The sequence below is a fragment of the Vibrio clamense genome, from assembly GCF_050337905.1.
Classification (GTDB): domain Bacteria; phylum Pseudomonadota; class Gammaproteobacteria; order Enterobacterales; family Vibrionaceae; genus Vibrio; species Vibrio cortegadensis.
In genome coordinates, this window is record NZ_JAKJTJ010000020.1 from 152,284 (window position 1) to 172,205 (window position 19,922).

At 44.1% G+C, this 19,922-nt stretch carries 19 protein-coding genes; all 19 read right to left on the bottom strand.

Annotated features, from left to right (window positions below; all coding sequences use genetic code 11):
- Nucleotides 1-36: 36 nt before the first annotated feature.
- The gene (locus L4C39_RS05790) at nucleotides 37-1,119 is read right to left on the bottom strand and encodes a chemotaxis protein CheW (protein ID WP_429744957.1); all 1,083 of its coding nucleotides are present in this window, start codon (nucleotides 1,117-1,119) and stop codon (nucleotides 37-39) included.
- Nucleotides 1,109-1,888 carry a ParA family protein gene (locus tag L4C39_RS05795; protein WP_017052483.1) on the bottom strand — a complete coding sequence of 260 codons (780 nt, stop codon included), beginning with the start codon at nucleotides 1,886-1,888 and terminating at the stop codon, nucleotides 1,109-1,111. Before L4C39_RS05795 ends, L4C39_RS05790 begins: the two co-directional genes overlap by 11 nt.
- Nucleotides 1,889-1,899: 11 nt before the next feature.
- The gene (locus tag L4C39_RS05800; RefSeq protein ID WP_017052484.1) at nucleotides 1,900-3,018 is read right to left on the bottom strand and encodes a protein-glutamate methylesterase/protein-glutamine glutaminase; all 1,119 of its coding nucleotides are present in this window, start codon (nucleotides 3,016-3,018) and stop codon (nucleotides 1,900-1,902) included.
- A 13-nt stretch (nucleotides 3,019-3,031) separates the two neighbouring features.
- Nucleotides 3,032-5,278, bottom strand: coding sequence for a chemotaxis protein CheA (locus L4C39_RS05805; protein ID WP_429744960.1), 2,247 nt, complete (start codon nucleotides 5,276-5,278; stop codon nucleotides 3,032-3,034).
- A 9-nt stretch (nucleotides 5,279-5,287) separates the two neighbouring features.
- Nucleotides 5,288-6,007: a protein phosphatase CheZ gene (locus L4C39_RS05810; protein ID WP_017052486.1), complete on the bottom strand. Its 720-nt coding sequence runs from the start codon at nucleotides 6,005-6,007 to the stop codon at nucleotides 5,288-5,290.
- Between the two features lie 123 nt (nucleotides 6,008-6,130).
- Nucleotides 6,131-6,499, bottom strand: coding sequence for a chemotaxis response regulator CheY (gene cheY, locus L4C39_RS05815; protein WP_017052487.1), 369 nt, complete (start codon nucleotides 6,497-6,499; stop codon nucleotides 6,131-6,133).
- A gap of 44 nt (nucleotides 6,500-6,543) precedes the next feature.
- Complete coding sequence (locus tag L4C39_RS05820; protein WP_429744962.1) at nucleotides 6,544-7,278, bottom strand: RNA polymerase sigma factor FliA; 735 nt, start codon at nucleotides 7,276-7,278, stop codon at nucleotides 6,544-6,546.
- Nucleotides 7,271-8,158 (bottom strand): MinD/ParA family protein, encoded by an 888-nt coding sequence (locus tag L4C39_RS05825; RefSeq protein ID WP_017052489.1) that lies wholly within the window; start codon nucleotides 8,156-8,158, stop codon nucleotides 7,271-7,273. The genes L4C39_RS05820 and L4C39_RS05825 overlap by 8 nt, the downstream gene beginning before the upstream one ends.
- A gap of 14 nt (nucleotides 8,159-8,172) precedes the next feature.
- Entirely contained in the window at nucleotides 8,173-9,657 is a 1,485-nt protein-coding gene (gene flhF / locus L4C39_RS05830; protein ID WP_017052490.1) for a flagellar biosynthesis GTPase FlhF, read from the bottom strand.
- 32 nt (nucleotides 9,658-9,689) lie between these two features.
- Nucleotides 9,690-11,783 (bottom strand): flagellar biosynthesis protein FlhA, encoded by a 2,094-nt coding sequence (gene flhA, locus L4C39_RS05835; protein WP_429744965.1) that lies wholly within the window; start codon nucleotides 11,781-11,783, stop codon nucleotides 9,690-9,692.
- 309 nt (nucleotides 11,784-12,092) lie between these two features.
- Nucleotides 12,093-13,223 carry a flagellar biosynthesis protein FlhB gene (gene flhB / locus L4C39_RS05840; RefSeq protein WP_017052492.1) on the bottom strand — a complete coding sequence of 377 codons (1,131 nt, stop codon included), beginning with the start codon at nucleotides 13,221-13,223 and terminating at the stop codon, nucleotides 12,093-12,095.
- A 9-nt stretch (nucleotides 13,224-13,232) separates the two neighbouring features.
- On the bottom strand, nucleotides 13,233-14,015 hold the full coding sequence (gene fliR, locus L4C39_RS05845; protein ID WP_171757016.1) for a flagellar biosynthetic protein FliR: 783 nt from the start codon (nucleotides 14,013-14,015) through the stop codon (nucleotides 13,233-13,235).
- Between the two features lie 8 nt (nucleotides 14,016-14,023).
- Complete coding sequence (gene fliQ / locus L4C39_RS05850; RefSeq protein ID WP_017052494.1) at nucleotides 14,024-14,293, bottom strand: flagellar biosynthesis protein FliQ; 270 nt, start codon at nucleotides 14,291-14,293, stop codon at nucleotides 14,024-14,026.
- A gap of 13 nt (nucleotides 14,294-14,306) precedes the next feature.
- Nucleotides 14,307-15,182 (bottom strand): flagellar type III secretion system pore protein FliP, encoded by an 876-nt coding sequence (gene fliP, locus L4C39_RS05855; RefSeq protein ID WP_113796788.1) that lies wholly within the window; start codon nucleotides 15,180-15,182, stop codon nucleotides 14,307-14,309.
- On the bottom strand, nucleotides 15,169-15,570 hold the full coding sequence (gene fliO / locus L4C39_RS05860; protein WP_113796786.1) for a flagellar biosynthetic protein FliO: 402 nt from the start codon (nucleotides 15,568-15,570) through the stop codon (nucleotides 15,169-15,171). Before fliO ends, fliP begins: the two co-directional genes overlap by 14 nt.
- Before the next feature lie 7 nt (nucleotides 15,571-15,577).
- A complete protein-coding gene (fliN, locus tag L4C39_RS05865; RefSeq protein ID WP_017052497.1) occupies nucleotides 15,578-15,988 on the bottom strand; it encodes a flagellar motor switch protein FliN in 411 nt (136 codons plus the stop codon).
- A 17-nt stretch (nucleotides 15,989-16,005) separates the two neighbouring features.
- Complete coding sequence (fliM, locus tag L4C39_RS05870; protein WP_017052498.1) at nucleotides 16,006-17,055, bottom strand: flagellar motor switch protein FliM; 1,050 nt, start codon at nucleotides 17,053-17,055, stop codon at nucleotides 16,006-16,008.
- Nucleotides 17,056-17,062: 7 nt separating this feature from the next.
- Complete coding sequence (fliL, locus tag L4C39_RS05875; RefSeq protein ID WP_017052499.1) at nucleotides 17,063-17,560, bottom strand: flagellar basal body-associated protein FliL; 498 nt, start codon at nucleotides 17,558-17,560, stop codon at nucleotides 17,063-17,065.
- Nucleotides 17,561-17,592: 32 nt separating this feature from the next.
- Nucleotides 17,593-19,677: a flagellar hook-length control protein FliK gene (locus L4C39_RS05880; protein WP_429744969.1), complete on the bottom strand. Its 2,085-nt coding sequence runs from the start codon at nucleotides 19,675-19,677 to the stop codon at nucleotides 17,593-17,595.
- Between the last annotated feature and the right edge of the window lie 245 nt (nucleotides 19,678-19,922).

Consider the following 19,922-nt stretch of genomic DNA (forward strand, 5'->3'; position numbering starts at 1 on the left):
CAATCCTCTTAATGTCGTTCCCGACTAAAATTTTTATCAATCTAATGCTTTTACATCTAGCCCTGCATTTAGCATAGCTACCATTGCCTCAACATGGATCAAGGCACACATTTTTTCTTTTACCATACCGGCAAGCCAAGGGCGTTTTCCTGCCTGTTCACGCCAACGAACTTTGTCAGTATTTAACAATTCGGTTCCCATGAGTTCTGTACTTGCCAGCCCCCACGAACTCTCACCCAACATCACGATATATTGATAATTATCTTTATAATCGTCATTGGCTAATTTTTCAGCCATCACCCATTTAGCACTGTCTACGACATCTAACTGGTGCTCTTTATTCATTTGCAAACCTAAATACCAGCTTGGTTTACCAATGATATGACTAAGTTCAGTTACCTGGTGAATACCGCCTAGCTCATCGAGAGGCACAGCAAACGTCACACCATTAACGTCAAAGTATAGTACTTGAAAGTCTTCTGTTCTGCTTGTAGTTTGCCAGTTATCAAATTGATGCCCACCAGCCTGAGTCTCTAACTCATTTTCGGTCACAACATTGGCATTGTCCGATGTACCAACTTCAGGTTGTTCAGCCTCAACAATGGGGCTTGTATCTAAGCCTGTATCTAAGCTTTCATCTGATTTTCCAACATTTTCAACTGTCTCATCTTGAACTGAAACATCAACGCTAGGCTCTTCTGGAATATCCCAGCTTTGGATCTCATCAACAACTTCAACACTTGGCTCAAGGTCTAGTTTGATATTGTTATTTTGAATCAGAATATCATCCTGAAGCGTTGCGATCTCGACTGTGTTTTGTTCAAGAATACTGTCGATATCAAGCTCACCAACAATATCAGTGGACTCTAATTGACTCAGTAGTTTCTGAACATCTTCAAGGTTTGGTACGTCAAAATCTTCTGTTTGAATCTCAGCGTATGAAAGAGACTGGCTACTTTCAGCCTCATCCTTCAACGGCTGGGTCTTCAGTTCAGGTTTAATATCGAGTTCCGTTATCGGCAAAGAGGGAGAGACTTCAGCCTCTGTATCTTCCCCCAACAACGCACTAAAGTAATCATCTAGAGCTTGTTCACTCGACAGTACGTAATCACTGCTCATCAATTGTTAACCTCTCAAGGAAAATCAACAACTGCTTATAAGCAAAAACGCCACGACTACCAGAAGCAAAATGCGAAGCTGGCAATCGCTTCAAACTTGCATCTCTAAATTTAGTATCAATGGGTACCGCCGAGTTCCAAACTTGATCAGGGTAGTCCTGCTTAAGCTGTGTCAGTGTCTGCAAAGATGCCCGAGTCCGTTTGTCATACATTGTCGGCACAACGGTAACTTTAAATGGTGTATTACGCGACTTCTGCATAATTGCGAGGGTTCGAACCATGCGCTCTAGCCCTTTCATCGCTAAAAATTCAGTTTGAACAGGAATCAATATCCTATCGCTGGCAGCAAGCGCATTAACCATCATTACCCCCAAAATCGGAGGACAATCTATCAGTACGTAGTCATACTCATTTTCAATCGAAGCTAATGCTCGTTTTAAAATGAGTCCCATACCACCTCTGTTGCCCATGACACGATCTAACGTTGCCAGTGACATATGTGCGGGAATAATATCGATACCTTCAACTTCTGTTTTTAAAATTAAAGGCTCAACAGATTGCTTGGTAAACTCTTTAAGTTGAAACAGTTCAAACAAACTTGCAGGCACCGCATCAGAGTCAAACCCAAGATAGGTAGTTAAAGACGCGTGAGGATCGGTATCAACAAGTAACACTCGATGGCCTTGCTTACTCAGCAGACCCGCTAATGTTACGGTTGTGGTTGTTTTCCCAACACCACCTTTTTGGTTTGCTACACTCCAAACAATCATTAATATAATTCCTAGGCTAGGCCAACTTCCACTAGCATACGTTCTGAAATTCGTTCTAAAGGTAGATCTTCTGTTGATATACCAGCTTTAGCGACGGCCTGAGGCATTCCATATACCACACAGCTCTCTTCATTTTGAGCCCAAATCGTTGCACCCGCAGATTTCAACATCCGCGCGCCTTCACGACCATCAGCACCCATTCCAGTGAGGACCATAGATAATACTTTATCGCCATATATTTTCGCCGCAGAGCCAAATGTTACATCAACACAAGGTTTGTAGTTCATGCGTTCACCGCCATCAATAATGCGCAGTTTCGCCGTACCTGGACGTCCATCAATCATCATTTGCTTTCCACCTGGAGCGAGATAAGCAACGCCAGGTTTCAAAATATCTCCATCTTCAGCTTCCTTTACTTGTATCTTGCAAAGTGAGTTAAGACGGCTCGCAAAGGCCGCGGTAAATGTCGCTGGCATATGCTGAATTAGCACGATTGGATGTGGGTAATGTGCTGGTAGTTTCGTTAATATTTTCTGTAGCGCAACCGGTCCACCAGTAGACGTTCCGATTGCGGTTAACTGATATTTTTTACCCGACGCTCTAAACTTGCTCGCTACGCTAGACGCAACAGGACGCGCAGAACGCTCTTGAAGAGTGGTTCTTTGTCCCGCTGCAGGTGATGTTGGAGCCGGAGCTGGTGTTGATCTCACCGCTTGACGACGCATAAACACGCGCTTCGCGGCAATCTCAATAACACGCTGCTGTAATAGCGAAACGGCGTCGTCTCGATTACGCGCAATATCTTCAAACTTTTTCGGTAAGAAATCCAATGCACCAGCATCTAACGCATCTAACGTCGCTTTTGCCCCGTCATGGGTAAGCGAAGAGAACATTAGAATCGGTGTTGGGCAAGCTGCCATGATTTGACGGACGGCTGTAATGCCATCCATCACCGGCATCTCGATATCCATCGTGATCACATCAGGCTTGAGTCGCTTCGCCTTCTCGACCGCTTCCTTACCATTTACAGCTACATCTATAACTTCTAGGCGTGCGTCTGAATTGATGATCTCGCTTACACGACGACGAAAAAAACTCGAATCATCAACGACTAGTACTTTAATCGCCATACCTTTCCTTATCTTAAATTCGTGATGCTGCTGCGTACTGCTTTAACAAATCTGGCACATCAAGAATCAGTGCAATGTGACCATCACTTGTGATTGTCGCACCTGCCATACCTGGCGTACCTTGTAGAAGGTTATCAAGGGGTTTAATAACAACCTCTTCTTGGCCAATTAATGCATCAACAACAAAGCCAACTCGCTGACTACCGATTTGGACAATAACAACGTGCCCATGTCCTTTACGTAGCTCTGCCATTCCATCTTTAGGCGCAAGCCAGTTTTGCAGATAGAAAAGTGGTATTGATTTTTCACGAACGATAATGGTTAGCTGACCATCAACAACGTTAGTTCTGCTTAAATCTAGGTGGAAAATCTCATTTACAGAAGCCAATGGCAACGCAAATGGATGACCCGCAACACCAACCATCAACGTAGGAAGAATGGCTAAGGTCAGGGGAACTTTGATGGTTATCTTAGTCCCTTTGTTTTTCTCTGAATCAATGTCAATCGAACCGTTTAATGTATTGATGGCTGTTTTTACAACGTCCATACCAACACCACGACCAGAGATATCTGAAATTTTCTCTTTGCTTGAGAAACCAGGAGCAAAAATCAGATTGAAACACTCTTTATCAGATAAACGAGACGCTGCATCTTCGTCCATAATACCACGCTTAACGGCGATACCACGTAATACATCTGGGTCCATACCACCGCCATCATCAACGATAGCAAGTTCAATATGATCACCTTCTTGTGATGCTGATAAAATTACCTTACCTGTACGAGGCTTACCGGCTTTCACACGGTCTTCCGGCATTTCAACACCGTGATCGACAGAGTTTCTCACTAAGTGAATAAGCGGATCGGCAAGTGCTTCCACAAGGTTTTTATCTAAATCCGTCTCTTCACCGCGCATTTCTAGCACGATATCTTTCTTCAAGCTTCTTGCTAAGTCACGGACCACGCGAGGGAAACGGCCAAATACTTTCTTGATTGGCTGCATGCGCGTTTTCATCACTGCGCCTTGCAAGTCAGCAGTAACAACATCTAGATTCGAGACAGCTTTAGCCATCTCTTCATCGTTACTATTTAAGCCTAAGCTCACTAAACGGTTACGGACTAATACTAACTCACCGACCATATTCATAATGGTGTCTAATGTTGACGTATCAACACGAACGGTCGCTTCAGCCTGTGGTTTCTTTTGTCCTCCCTTGGCAGGAGTTTTTGCTGCTTGTTCTTTCGCTACTGGCGTAGGAGCCGATTTTGCTGGTGCTGCTACTTTTGGTTCTGCTGGCTTAGGAGCTGGAGCCGCTGCAGGCGCTGGTGGTGCAACATTCTCAATCGCAGGCTTCGTTGCCGCTTCCAATTCTTCAGCTGTCGGGCCATTACCTGAACCGTGCAGTTGGTCAAGAAGGTTTTCAAACTCTTCATCTGACATTAAGTCATCTGCATTACTGAAGCTTGATGTAGCCACCGGAGCTGGTGTTGGCGCTGGCGGAGGTGTAACAGGAGCTGCACTTTCCGACGCGGCAGAAGGACTTTGTCCAGCACCATGTAATTCATCTAGTAACTTTTCAAATTCATCGTCAGTAATATCACCATCAGATGCTAACACTGAAGCGGTCGAACTTGGGGCCGAGGCAACTGGAGCTGAAGCTATTGACGAAGAAGTGACTGGTGCAGAAGGTGTAGCCGCACTTGGTGCTGTACCTTTCCCATGTAATTCATCAAGTAACTTTTCAAATTCATCTTGAGAGATTTCATCCAGGGAGCTAGAAATCGTAGAACTTTCAGCAGGAGCTTTAATAACTTCAGGCTCTTTTACTGGTTCAACAACTTCTGCTTCAGCAGGAGCAGCATCTTCAGATTCAGGTCGGCATAAACGGTGTAACTCATCGAGTAGAGCTTGATCCGCAGGTTCAGGTTTTTCGCGATCCTGAACAGCACTAAATTGAATGTTGATGGTATCCAATGCTCGAAGCATCGTATCCATTAATCCAGCAGTTACGCTTCTTTGGCCGTTACGCAAAATATCAAACACATTCTCAGCACCATGACATGTGTCAACCAGTTCTGAAAGTGCCAAAAAGCCTGCTCCACCTTTTACAGTGTGGAACCCGCGGAAGATTGCATTAAGTAAATCTCTATCGTCAGGGTTATTTTCAAGCTCTACTAACTGCTCAGATAGGAGCTCAATTATTTCCCCGGCTTCTACTAAAAAGTCCTGAAGAATATCTTCGTCTAACTCGTAGCTCATACGTTTCCCTTAAAATCCAAGACTGGATAATAAATCATCAACATCATCTTGTGATGCGACTGCATCTTCACGCTCTTCAGGGTTCAATATTGGCCCTTCAGCTTCTGTTGATGATTTCTTCTCTTTATTAGGTTCTTCTGTTGTTGGACTCGTACCAAATACCGTCAATATTTCAACAAGTCTTCCTTCGACTTCAGCAACAAGCGTAATCACTCTGCGAATGATCTGCCCAGTAAGATCTTGGAAGTCTTGTGCCATCAAGATCTCGGTGAGTTGCCCGCGTAATTCAGTACTGTCACCTTCAACTTGAACGAGCAAAGAATCAATGCGGTGACATAGAGCTTTAAACTCGCTTAACTCTATTCGCCCATGCATCAATTCGTTCCATTGCGGCCTTACCTGAACAAGACATTCATGAAGATTATCTGCAATAGGTAAGCAACGATCAACGGCGTCCATTGTTTTATTCGCAGCTACTTCAGTTTTATCAATGACATATTGAAGGCGATCCCTTGCATCAGGAATTTCGTCATTGGCAATTTCACTCATTCTCTCATCAAGGTTGAATTGAGTTAATGAGCTATGAAGATCACGAGTCAGTGAACCTATTTGTTGCAGCATTAAGTTATCACTGCCTTCATAGATATTTTTGACAAGAAGGTTCGCTTCTTGCTGCTCGTCATTTTCAAGCAACTGAACGAGTTGCTTCGCTTGTTCTAATGAAATCATCCGGGCCTAGCCTTTATAAACTCAACGTTCGTATTAATAAGTCACTTAGTCTAATGTCGCTCTTTTTATATTTGGCGATCACTAAATAGACAAAAACCAAGTGCAGACATTACGTATTCTGGCTTATAAGCGTTCGAATATTTTGTCGAGTTTTTCTTTCAGCGTTGCTGCGGTAAATGGCTTAACAATATAACCGTTTACACCAGCTTGAGCCGCTTCAATAATTTGTTCACGTTTCGCTTCAGCCGTAATCATCAATACAGGCAAATGCTTAAGCTCAGCATCAGCACGGATGTTTTTCAGCAAATCAATACCTTGCATTCCCGGCATATTCCAGTCGGTTACAACAAAGTCAAAATCACCTTTCTTGAGCATCGGCAATGCTGTTAATCCATCATCAGCTTCTTGTGTGTTATTAAAACCTAGGTCTCTTAGTAGGTTTTTTACAATACGGCGCATCGTTGAAAAGTCATCAACAATGAGGATTTTCATGTTTTTGTTCAAAATTGCCTCCACTGAACTCGAAATCAGTGTTGTTAGTCGTTTTGTGTCCACGCACTTAATTTAGTACGTAAACGCTGCATTGATTGGCTTAATATTTGGCTGACACGAGATTCGCTGACACCTAAAACTTCACCAATTTCTTTTAAGTTTAACTCTTCATCATAGTAGAGCGAAAGTACTAATGCCTCACGCTCAGGAAGTTGTTTGATCGAATCAACTAGAGCGACTCTAAAATTCTCATCTACAACCCCCTGAAATGGTGCATTATCTTTATCATCTTCATTAGGTGATAAAGCATCATCAGATACACCGAGATCTTCAATGCCTACAATTCTTGAGCTGTTTATATCAGTTAGCGCACTATGATACTGCTCTAGGGATAACCCCATATGTTTTGCCACTTCTGCATCAGATGGGTCTCTATTTAGTATCCCCTCTAATTCTGATATCGCTTGAGTAATTTCTCGATTGTTTCGATGAACAGAACGAGGAACCCAATCCCCTTTGCGAATATCATCAAGCATAGCACCGCGGATCCTGATGCCAGCATAAGTTTCAAAACTTGCGCCTTTGGACCCATCGTAGTTCTTCTGAGCTTCAAGCAGACCAATCATGCCTGCTTGAATGAGGTCTTCGACCAATACATTCGGTGGCAAACGACCGAGCAGATGATGAGCGATACGTTTAACCAACACCGAGTATTTCTCTATAAAAGCCTGGGGGCTACTTAGATTTGCATGTTGGTCGTAAGTAAGCGCCTTATTCACCAAATGGTTCCTCTGAAATTTCTGGGCGATTTAGTAGCCGTTCGACAAAAAACTCTAAATGACCACTCGGGGTCTTAGGAATAGGCCATGTTAAGGCTTTATTCGCTAGCGAACTAATAGCAAGAGCTGCTGGAGAGCGTGGAAATGCGTCTACAACAATTTTTTGTCTCTTAACTGCTTGTCGTACTTTATCATCTAAAGGAATACATGCGACAAGTTCAAGGCTTACATTTAGAAATCTCTCTGTGACCAATGTCAATTTTGCAAATAATTCTCGCCCTTCTCGATAACTTCTGACCATATTTGCAACAACTTTAAAGCGTTGCACTTGGTGTTCACGGCTAAGTAATTTGATCAGAGCATATGCATCTGTTATCGATGTTGGTTCATCACAAACCACAACCACGACATCCTGAGCTGCGCGAGAAAAGCTCACGACCATGTCAGAGATGCCAGCTGCGGTGTCGATTAATAGCACATCCATGTCATCTTCTAAGCTACCAAACGCTCGGATTAAACCGACATGCTGCGCATGAGAAAGCTCTGTCATGCTTTGAGTGCCTGAAGTCGCAGGGATAATTTTCACCCCGTGAGGCCCTTCAACAATGGCATCTTTGAGCTCACATTCTCCGGCTAGGACATGCCCTAAGTTACGCTTAGTTCTAATTCCTAGCATAACATCGACATTGGCGAGCCCTAAATCGGCATCTAAAACGGTCACTTTCTTACCCTGTCTAGCCATACAAATAGCCAAACCAAGAGTTACGTTTGATTTCCCTACACCGCCTTTGCCACCAGTAACCGAAATCACTTTAGTCAATGAAGGTTGGGTTAAGCGACGGAGGCCGCTTGCTTGATCATATATCATATTATCAGTCATATTTATCCGCCGCCCTAGAATTCTTCCGAATCACTGTTCCAGTAGTGTGGTTCATTCTCTGTCGACTTCTCTAGTAACTCATTCGCTTTAGCTATCATGTATTTAGGCTGAGCGATGACGATGTCTTCGGGTACGCGTTGTCCATTTGCAATATACGCAATGGGTAACGCATTTTGAACAACTACGCTAATAAATTCCCCCAAACTTAATGACTCATCAAGCTTGGTCAAAATGCATCCCGAAAGTGGGATACGTCTAAAGTGTTCGATTGTTTCTTGTAGTACTTTTCGCTGAGCGGTCGCGGGTAACACCAAGTAACTGTGTATGACTTCGCCACTCTCTTGCATCAGTGTGTCTAACTGTTCTGATAGACGTACATCACGCTGACCCATACCCGCAGTATCGACCAAAATCAGACGTCGATTCCGTAACTGATATATTACATCGGCTAACTCACTGGAATCTTTAGCAACTCTTACTGGACAACCCATAATTCTGCCATAAATCGACAGTTGTTCATGAGCACCGATACGGTAAGTATCCGTTGTAACCAATGCAACGTTGTCTGCGCCGTACTCCATTGCAGCTCTTGCGGCAAGTTTTGCTACAGTTGTGGTTTTCCCCACTCCTGTAGGGCCGAGTAGAGCCACGATGCCACCACGCTTCAAGATATCTTGCTTAGTGACGGAAATTTGGTCTGACACTAATGCTAGCAAGGCTTTCCAAGCTCGGGCAGGTGGCGTGTCTTCAGGGATGTAGCATGCCATTTGATCGGCGAACTCTGAAGAAACACCCATCCGCTCTAGTCTTTTTATCAGCATAGCTCTGAGTGGTTCCCGACGCTCAACTTCTTGCCACATAAGGCCAGAAACTTGATGTTCAAGCAGGCGACGTATTGAGGTCATCTCCTCGCGCATCGACTCCATATCTTTTTCTGATGTGGGCGGTGATTGAGGCTCGCGATGACGATCGTAGCGGGTAGGATCGAGTTTTGGTTTTGGCCTTTCGACACGGCGATCTTCGGCAATTAATTTTGCCAAGCCCGATTCTTGTTGGTATCGACTACCGGAATTTGGCTCCCCTCGCCCATTATTCTGACGATTGAGCAGTGCTGACAATGAATCTTCGTTTTCAGCGCGATGTTCACTCTCGTCATCCGCTCCGGCACTATACTGTTTCAGCATATTCGCAAAACGCTTAGTCATAGACGAGCCATTACCAGCCGCAGGGTTCGATTGTAAGCTCACCCTATCATCATCTAACTGACGCTTCGTTTTTGGTTGTACTTGAGGAGAAACTTGTGTGTATTCATTTCGTGATGGTTTAGGACTCACGTTGCGCTGTGCCGTGCCATTTGGCTCGCCATCAATTGCCGCAACAATTTCTACCCCACCAGCGACTTTTTTGTTAGACATGATCACAGCTTCAGCACCAAGTTCTTCTTTGACTTGGAGCAGAGCTGATCGCATATCTTTGGCAAAAAATCGTTTAATTTTCAAAGCAATTGTCCATATTTAGGGTATACCACGAGCTAGTTTCCAACCGCTTGTACAATGCGGATCTGTTTCTCATCTGGAATTTCTTGATAAGACAGCACCCTTAAATTCGGTATGGTATTTTTGACAAACTTAGCCAGAGTAGAGCGTAATACTCCAGATGTGAGTAGAACTGAAGGCTCACCTTTTAATTCTTGTTCTTGTGTCGCCTGGCTTAAAGACATCTGTAATCGTTCAGCTAAACCAGGTTCAATACCTGCTGATTCTCCACCTGACGACTGCATAGTTTGATGCAATAATTGTTCCAGTTCCGGTATCAGTGTAATTACTGGCAATTCAGGCTCTATGCCATTGATTTCTTGAACAATTAGTCGTTTCAGTGATATACGAACCGCCGCAGTAAGAATGTCAGGTTCTTGACTCTTACCCGCATACTCGGACAAGGTTTGTACAATAGTACGAATATCTCGAATTGGTATCGCCTCATTGAGCAAGTTTTGCAGCACTTTGACCACGGTTCCTAGCGGAATGAGATCAGGCACAAACCCTTCAACTAGTTTAGGCGCAGATCGACTGAGCATCTCTAACAAATTCTGAACTTCTTCATGGCCGAGCAACTGAGATGCGTTATTCGTGAGCAATTGACTTAAATGCGTCGCCAAAACGGTGGAAGAGTCGACCACTGTGTAGCCTAGTGCCTGAGCATGTTCTCGCTGTTCAACTCGAATCCAAGTCGCTTCAAGTCCAAATGCGGGGTCAATGGTTGGTTCACCATCGATCATTCCATACACTTGCCCCGGGTTGATCGCAAGTTCTAAGTCAGGACGAATTTCAGCCTCACCGACAGCCACCCCCATTAATGTTATGCGGTAGCTATTGGGAGTGAGTTCCAAATTATCTCGAATATGAACAGCAGGGATAAGAAAACCAAAGTCTTGCGAAAGCTTCTTACGAACCCCTTTCACTCGCTCTAATAGTTCCCCACCCTGATCTCTATCGACCAAGGGGATTAAGCGATAGCCCACCTCTAGGCCGATAATATCAACGGGTTGTACATCATCCCATGAGAGTTCTTTCTGAGCAGGAGCCTCCCCACTTGGTGTAACTGGTAGCTTAGGCTCTTGTTTGGCCTTCTTCGCTTTCTTATCAATCAAATAAGCCCCTCCTCCCGCAAGGATGGCAAGAGATAAGAACGAGAAATGTGGCATTCCAGGTACGATACCCATGACGCCTAAAATACCCGCGGTGATCATCAAGGCCTTAGGGTTATCAAACAGTTGAAAGACGAGCTGTTGCCCCATGTCTTCATCTGTATTTTGACGAGTAACCATCATGGCAGCGCCAATAGACAGTAAAAGAGACGGTATCTGTGCAACCAAGCCATCACCAATAGTTAACAGCGTATAGATTTCAATCGCTTCTACGAAACCTAAATCGTACTGCACCATACCAATACTTAATCCGCCAATAATGTTAATGAACAGGATTAAAATACCGGCGATCGCATCACCTTTTACAAATTTTGACGCACCATCCATTGAACCGTAAAAGTCAGCTTCCTTGGTTACTTCAAAGCGACGTAAACGAGCTTGATCCTGATCGATTAATCCGGCATTCAAATCCGCGTCGATAGCCATTTGCTTACCTGGTAAGGCATCAAGAGTAAAGCGGGCACTTACTTCAGAGATACGCCCTGCACCTTTTGTCACAACCATAAAGTTAATGATCATCAAGATAAGGAATACCACAAGACCAACGGCATAGTTACCGCCGATAACGACATTACCAAACGCTTCGATTACGTTACCGGCGGCACCAGAGCCTTCATGACCATAAAGTAATACGACACGTGTTGAAGCAACATTCAGTGCCAACCTTAATAAAGTGGCAATCAGTAGAACCGTTGGGAAGGCCGCAAAATCTAGCGGACGGCGAGTATAGATAGTCACCAATAATACGACCATTGCAAGGGCGATATTAAAGGTAAAAAACATATCCAGTAGAAAAGCTGGAATAGGCAAAACAACCATCGCTAGCGTCGCTAGCACCATAACCGGTGCGCCTATCGCAGGCATCGCACGGTTTGGTATTGAAGGCAATTTATCCGCAAATGGTAGGGTAAATTTCATATAAAAATTGGTTATCTATCTCGGCGTAAGAACACGTCATTTAAACAGTTTTTGGCACTAATTTCACTGACTAAGCAATTATCAGTCCAAGGTATTTGTCAAAATTATGGCAACTATCTCTAAATCCTCACCATTGACTTGAATTTGCTCGCTTGAAAATCAGCTTGTCAGTTACTCACTTCTCAAAGAACACTAGCTCTAAATTAGTCAGTCTCTGTTTAACTATAGCCCGTTAATAGTCCTTTCGTTTAGTTGGTCGCTATTTGCTTCAATATTAAGTCAGCGATAGAACTTAATCCGCATTCACCGTTAATGTCGAAGTTCTGGAGGGATCGTAATATTTTTAGGGTCGAGCTTCGGTCGCTGTCCACCACGTTTACGGTACTGCTTTAGTTGAAAGACATAAGCAAGGATCTGCGCAACTGCGGTAAAGAGGCCATCTGGGATTTCTTGTTCTAGCTCTGTGGTGTGATAAAGCGCACGGGCAAGGGGCGGAGCTGGAATAATATAAATATCATGCTCACGAGCTACTTCTCGTATCTTCATTGCCATATGGTCAACCCCTTTCGCGACCACGACGGGCGTTCTATCTTTGTCTTGTTTATAGCGTAATGCTACTGAGAAGTGCTCTGGGTTGGTTACGATGACATCCGCATCGGGAATATCTGCCATCATACGACGCTGCGCCGCCTCTCTCTGCAACATCCGGATCCGCCCTTTTACTTCAGGCTTACCTTCGGTGTCCTTATACTCATCTTTGACTTCTTGCTTGGTCATTTTCAGTTGATCAGCGTGTTGCCATATTTGAAAAGGAATATCGATGGCGACGACAATCAACAATGAACAACTAATAAGCAGAACAAAGTTCAATAGAATATCAAGGGCGTGGAATATATTTTGTGGATAGACGTCCATGCTCAATTGCATTAGATCAGCTTGTGATTTTTGGATCAGATAAACGGCTACACCTGACACTAATCCAACTTTGAGTATCGATTTAACCAGCTCTACCCAACTTTGCATTCCGACCATGCGCTTAAGACCGCTCATCGGGTTCATTTTTGATGCTTTAGGCATGGCAGCTTCAACAGAAAAACTGACACCGCCAACACCCGCAGCTCCAATTATTGCAGCGACAAACAAGATAAATATGATGAGCAGCAGTGGAAATATCAACCCTCCGACCGCTCCTGCTGCTATTTCGAGGAGCTTAGAGGCATTGAAAATCTCTTCACGGCTAAGTGTGAACATTCTACCCATCGCTTCGAAGAGAGCTTTCGCTAGCCCATCTCCGAACCACATGAGAGATATCGCCCCAACGATAAGGACTGATGCTGACGCTAATTCTTTTGACCTTGCAACCTGCCCTTTCTCTTTTGCCTGTTGCAAGCGTTTGGGCGTGGCGTCTTCTGTGCGTTCTTGACCATCGGATTCTGACAAATCGGCCCCCTAACAATTCAACCGGATCAGGCGGCAAATTTGTTGCTCACCTTCCATCCAGAATAGTTCATAGTGGCTAAACAAGCCGCCAAGAATGTACCAACAGAGCATTAAACCAACCAACAATGCGAAGGCAAAACCCAAAGAGAAAATGTTTAACTGAGGAGCGGCACGCGTCATTACACCAAATGAGAGGTTGATGGTCAGCAGTGCGATAATGCCTGACAGAGACATGCTCAGTGCCGTTTTGAACATGATGCCGAGCCACAACGCTAACTCTCTAAAATCAACCGTCGTCAACGAACCGGAACCAATCGGCAATGTTGTAAAACTGAAAATAACTAATTGAAGCATCTTTAAATGCCCATTAGTCGAGAGGAAAAACATGGTCGCTAAAAACATAAATAACTGACCAAGTACTGGCGTATTTTGCCCGTTCGCTGGGTCAACCATAGAGGCGAAACCCAAGCTCGATTGCATACCCAATATTTGACCAAGCATAACAAATGTCTGAATCATAAATTGAGTCACCATCCCCATGGCAACACCGATAATCAACTGTTCGAGAACCGTGATAAACCCTTTAAATGAGAGCAGTTCGATATTGGTTGGTACAGCAGGTATTGCAGGCATCACAGCTAAGGTGATCGCTAACCCCAAATAGAGGCGTATTCTAGGCGAAACAAACCTTGCCCCTGTCACCGTCATTACCATTAACATGGCAGATATTCGGGTATAGGGCCAAAAGTAGTTGGCTAACCAATCTAATACAACCGTTGTGGGGTATTCCATCGTCGTTCCTAGTAAAGAACTTGTGGTAATCGTTCGACGATACTAAAAAAGAACTCCATCATCATCTGTGTCATCCAGTGTGCGAATAGCATCAACGATAATAAGGTCACAATCAAACGGGGTAAGAAACTCAGTGTTTGTTCGTTAATTGACGTGGCGGCTTGGAAAATCGCCACCACTAAACCGATCATCAAACTCGGTATGATAATCGCACACACCATGATCAGAACCATCCACAGTGCGTCTCTAAAGAGTTCGACAAACATTTCAGGAGTCATAGGTTGCTCCTCGTCACAATGCAAAGCTGCTGGCTAAGGTGGATAAAATAAGGTTCCAACCATCAACCAATACAAACAACATGAGTTTAAAGGGCAAAGAGACAATCATCGGAGATAGCATCATCATACCCATTGCCATCAAAATGGAGGCCACTACCAAATCGATAATCAAGAATGGTAAGAACAGCATAAACCCTATTTGGAAAGCCGTTTTTAACTCGGAAGTAATGAACGCCGGAATCAACACTGCTAACGAGACATCTTCAGGGTTTCTCACTTCTGCCCCAGATATCTCAACAAACGTCTCCAGATCTTTTACTCTGGTTTGTTTCAGCATGAAAGTTTTCATCGGTTCTTGTGCTGCATCAAAGGCTGCACGAGCGGTTATCTGCTCATTTAAGTAGGGTTGAATCGCCTGTTCGTTCACTTGATCAAGTACTGGGGACATAATAAAGAATGTTAAAAAGATCGAAATCCCAATAATAACTTGATTTGAAGGTGTTTGCTGTAGGCCCATCGCCTGCCGCAGAATAGACATGACCACCACAATACGCGTAAATGAGGTCATCAAAATCACCATCGCAGGCAAGAAGCCTAGCATGGTCATTAAGGCTAAAATTTGTAAGTTTACCGAATAATCCTCACTTCCATCGGGATTACTGGTCATGGTAAAGGCTGGAATACCTGCGCCATTTACGCTACTCATTGAGCTGCGTGATGCTCCTTGCTCTTTCTCCATCGCAGAGACAGTCACACTTTCTGAGGTCGCAGCTGAATTAGGAAGAACCGTTTCAAGCTCTTCTTGGGCAAGTGAGAATGGAGAGAGTAGCAATGCACCGAGGATCGCCACGTATACCAATAGGGTATTCAACGCGCTATTTCTTTTCATTTTTTGTTAATAGCTGGCTTAGCTGATTTGAAAACTGGCTTTTCTCCAGCTCCTCCTGTTTTATAGGGGTATCTAGTTTCGAAATTAGCTGGATCGATTGAGACGTAATCCCCACTAAAAACTGCTCTTCTCCGGCCTGCACCACTGCGATTCTTTCTTTCGTCCCCACTGCAATTTGGCGAACAATACTTAAATCTTTTTGGTTAATCAGTGAAGGCACTTTCATGCGTTTCAGCATAAAGGCGAGAAAAAAGATAAAAGCAAGAACCAACAAAAGCGACCCAAATGTGGTCGCTAAATCCAGTTGAGTTGGTGGCGCCGCCATCGCTTGGCTAGAAAACAGCCCACAGCCCACCAACAAATATTGAACACCTAACTTACGTGGCATTAATGATCTACCTAAGCTTCTTAATACGTTCGGTCTGGCTGATAACATCCGTCAGGCGAATACCAAACTTATCATTCACGACAACCACTTCGCCGTGAGCAATCAAGGTGCCATTAACCATCACATCCAAAGATTCACCGGCAACACGGTCTAACTCAACCACTGAACCTTGGTTTAATTGCAAAAGATTTCGAATGCTAATTTGAGAGCGTCCAACCTCCATAGAGATGGTCACTGGAATATCCATTATCGTATCGAGCTTACGTCGCTCATCTTCGGATATTGGTGCTGACGAATCTTGTAACTCTTCAAGAGGCGCAGCCATGATCTCATCAACATCTATACTTGGTGCACTTGGATCTTCACCCAATGCGGCAGCCCACTCATCCGCTAGCTTTTGGTCGTCACTTGGTTCCATTCTCAATACCTATTATTTTATTCTTCACTTTGCTCTTCAGCATCAAGATCAGACATGATGTCTTTACCCAAGAATGCTAGATCCGTTTTCACTACATGTGGTCTGCTAATTTTCTCAGACACTTGAACTGCAAGTTTTTCACCTGAACGCCCCATCTTAACTCGGTAAGTGGGTAGCTCTTCAACAAACATGGTGGCATGTTTAGGCATTTCCATCGGGATCACATCACCCGGTTGCAGTTCCATCAAATCTCTTAATGAAATGTCTTGTTCCAATAGATTAACTCTGAAGTTGACCGGAACATCCATAATTTCGTCACGAAGTGCGGTGCTCCAACGAACGTCAGTTTCCATTTTGTCGGATTGGACACCAGCATCAAGCAATTCTCGGATTGGCTCTACCATCGAATACGGCATAACGACGTGGAAATCACCACCACCACCATCCACTTCAATATGGAATGAACTAACGACGATCACTTCCGTCGGGCTCACAATGTTTGCCATACTTGGGTTTACTTCTGAATCAAGATACTCAAACTCAACGCCCATTACTGGCGACCATGCTTCCTTGTAATCTTCAAATACGATTTTCAGAAGTAGTTGTATAATACGGCGCTCTGTGGGAGTAAACTCTCGGCCTTCAATTTTCGCATGAAAACGTCCATCGCCACCAAAAAAGTTTTCTACCAAAATAAACACTAATCGCGCTTCCATGGTAACCAGAGCCGTGCCTTTTAGAGGCCGGAAACGTACCATATTCAAACTGGTTGGCACGTATAGTGTATTTTGATACTCACCAAACTTCATCATCTGAACGCCGTTTATCGACACTTCAGCTGTTTTTCTCAGCATGTTGAATAAGCTGACTCGCATATGCCGAGCAAAACGCTCATTGATAAGTTCCAAGGTCGGCATTCGACCACGAACAATTCTGTCTTGAGATGAAAAATCAAAACTCGTGGCACCTTCAACCTCGGCACCAATATCGTCATCATCAATATCATCAACATCATCAACGCCGTGTAACAGCGCATCAATTTCGTCTTGGCTTAATAGATCAGTCACGTAACACCTATTGAATTACGAAATCAGTGAAAAGTACCTTCTCAATAACAGGTTTCCCTACCGCTTTGGTCAAACTTGCTTTTACGTCTTCTGTCGCTTTGTTTCGCAATTCCACACGACCTGTTGCCGAACGTAATTGATTCACTGTGGCGGAAGCAAAAGTAGCAAGCAGTGCACTTTCGATTAAAGGAGAGTGGTAGCGTGCTGCATTTTCATTTTCGCTGCCTCGAACCATCAACTGAACTTTAATTTGTACTAAACGATCTCTTTTGTCCCCAGTAACATTAAATAAGAAAGGCTGAGGAATATTTACGTAAGCGGCGAGATTTTCTACTGCAATTGGCGCCGCTTCTTGCGTTCCGCTTTGTTCAGGTGAGCTATCTGACCCCATAAAGAAAAAGGCAGCACCACCGCCACCAGCTAATAGTACGACCACGGCAATAATTATGATTAAGAGCTTACTCTTTCCTTTTGGCGCTTCGCCTGTTTCTACTTCGTCAGCCATAATTGTCTCTAGGTTATTATTTTATTGTTAGTTTAAGCGTAATAACTGATTCCATCACGCTTTGTAGCGACATTCAAATCAAGTTTGACATCTGCATCAAAATTTTCACCATTTTGATCATTATTTGAACCAAAACCTGATGATGCCCCTTCACTTGCAGACGATCCAAATTGCCCCTGTTGTTGACCCGAGCTTTGTTGCTGTACTGATGAGTCTGCAAGTTGCAACCCTTGTTGAGCTAACATTTCACGCAGACGAGGTAATGTTTGCTCAATTATTTCCCTAGCTTGTGGGTTTGATACCGTAAAATGCACATTCGCTAAATCATTATTCATCGTCATACGAATTTGCATTCGACCAAGCTCTGGCGGGTCGAGTCGAATGTCTAAGTTTTTAAGGTTTTTAGACATCATCATCTGTATTTTTTCTTGAACCTGCTCATTCGCTAACTCTTTTGTTAGCTGCAGCGGGGCTTGTTGTGCTGCTTGAATTTCAGCACGAGCTTGTGCTGGAGTCGGCGTTCCAGGCTGACCAGATGCAGACGCTATTTGCTGAGCTAATGTATCTGAAGCTTCATTGCCCGATGACTTGCGCGTTGCCCCTATTGCTCCAGCCCCTAACGCACTTGCTAATGCCGCTTGGCTTGCCGCATTTTTACTGCTCATTCCAGAAGCCTGTGCCGCGATGTTTAAAGCGTTAGCATCAGTGTTCATCGCTTGCTGTGCTGAAAATTGTCCCATTATCGCTTTATCTGCTGCACTTTTGTCTAGGGCCGCCTTTTCAGTCAACACTTTTTCTGTAATGTCATTCTCAGTTAACATCGCTTGAGCAGCTTGCTGCTGATTCAATGCATTATGAACGGATGTGGCTAATGCACCTTGAGCCCCTTTTGCTGCGATCTGCCCGTCTATTTTCGGCTCCATTGCTGCCACGCTTCCCCACTGAATTTCTTGAGGATTAGCAGCAACGTTGTTGCTAGAGAATTCGTTATTGTTCGAAAGTTCACTACTGGCAGACGTTTTATTTGATAACGAGTTCGTGTCGACTTTATTTGGTGACACAGCAGAACTGTTAGCCGCAGATTGGTTAGACAGCGGCTGTTTTGCCAAAAGATCAGTAGCCGGAAGCTCGTTCGATAATAAAATCTGCTCTTCAGCCGCGATCTTACTTTTTAATACAGCGACCGCTTCTAGCTCTTGTTCAGATAAAGGAACCGTCTCACTTTTCGCAATCAAGGCGTCGAGTTGTTTTTGATCCGCGAATTTAGCGTCTGTGATAAAAGCTCGTTCTTGCTCTGTTAACTGTACATGTTGTGGTGCCAACTCTTCAGCGACACTCTCTTGCCCACCCGAAGCGGGCACTTTACTGACATCCGATACCGTAAGCGTAGGATCTAGCTCTTTCGATATTTCAGATGTGCCACTCTTCATTAAATCTGAATGATTAGGACGTGGATTCTGGGTGCTCGTTTGCGCACTCACCGTTTCAGAAGCACCTTTTGACTGAGGCAATGTTTTGCCGTCTTCTGGTTGAAGCGTTTTATTTGCCTCATCCAGTCGACCAAGCAATTCGTTTCCTTCATCCATCACCGCCGACACTTTCGATGGATCCGCGCTCTCACCTGCTTTCTGTGCTGGGTTTTGTTCGCTGTTTTTTCCTTGCTGCGCGCTCATTACCTGATGTTTTGAGCTATCAGACTGCTCAGCCTGAACCGAGTCACCGCTCGTATTAGATGTCTGTTTTACTCCTGGCTCTTCACCAGTAACTGACTTTTCATTTGAAGTAAGAGGCGCTTCACTATCAGCAGTGATCTCGCCCTCTTCAGAGGAGACCTCTTTGCTCGCGTTGTCACCGCTCGCTTTACTGCTATCGACTTTTTTCTCGCCATCAATTTCAGTGTCTGAATCTGAGTCATTAGACGATTTCTCTGACTTCACTTTTGTTTTTTCTACATCCGATACTTTTGCCTCTTCACCTTGGCCAAACGCTTCTTTTAGCGTAGCAAAGAAACCTTTCGACTCTGCCGCCTCACTGGAAGAAGATGCGGAACTGCCGCTGCCCTTTTGCAGAAGGGAAGACTTTGAGCTATCGGAAGTTGATTGAATATTAAGGTTCATGTCAAAGGCTCTCACAAAAAAGTTTTCTGATTGAAATCGTTCTATTTCACACCAAGTGAAGGACCACACGTACTGAGCCAAGAGCAGAAGCAGCTAAAACATTGACAAAATACAATTGCAACTGAAAACTTTGCAAAAAATGAGCCAGTTAACGGAAAGCTTCGCTATTAAATTGATAAGGAGGGAGAACCATTATCAAAATGGTTCATCAAATAGGGTATCGGTGTGGTGACATGAAAGAAAAA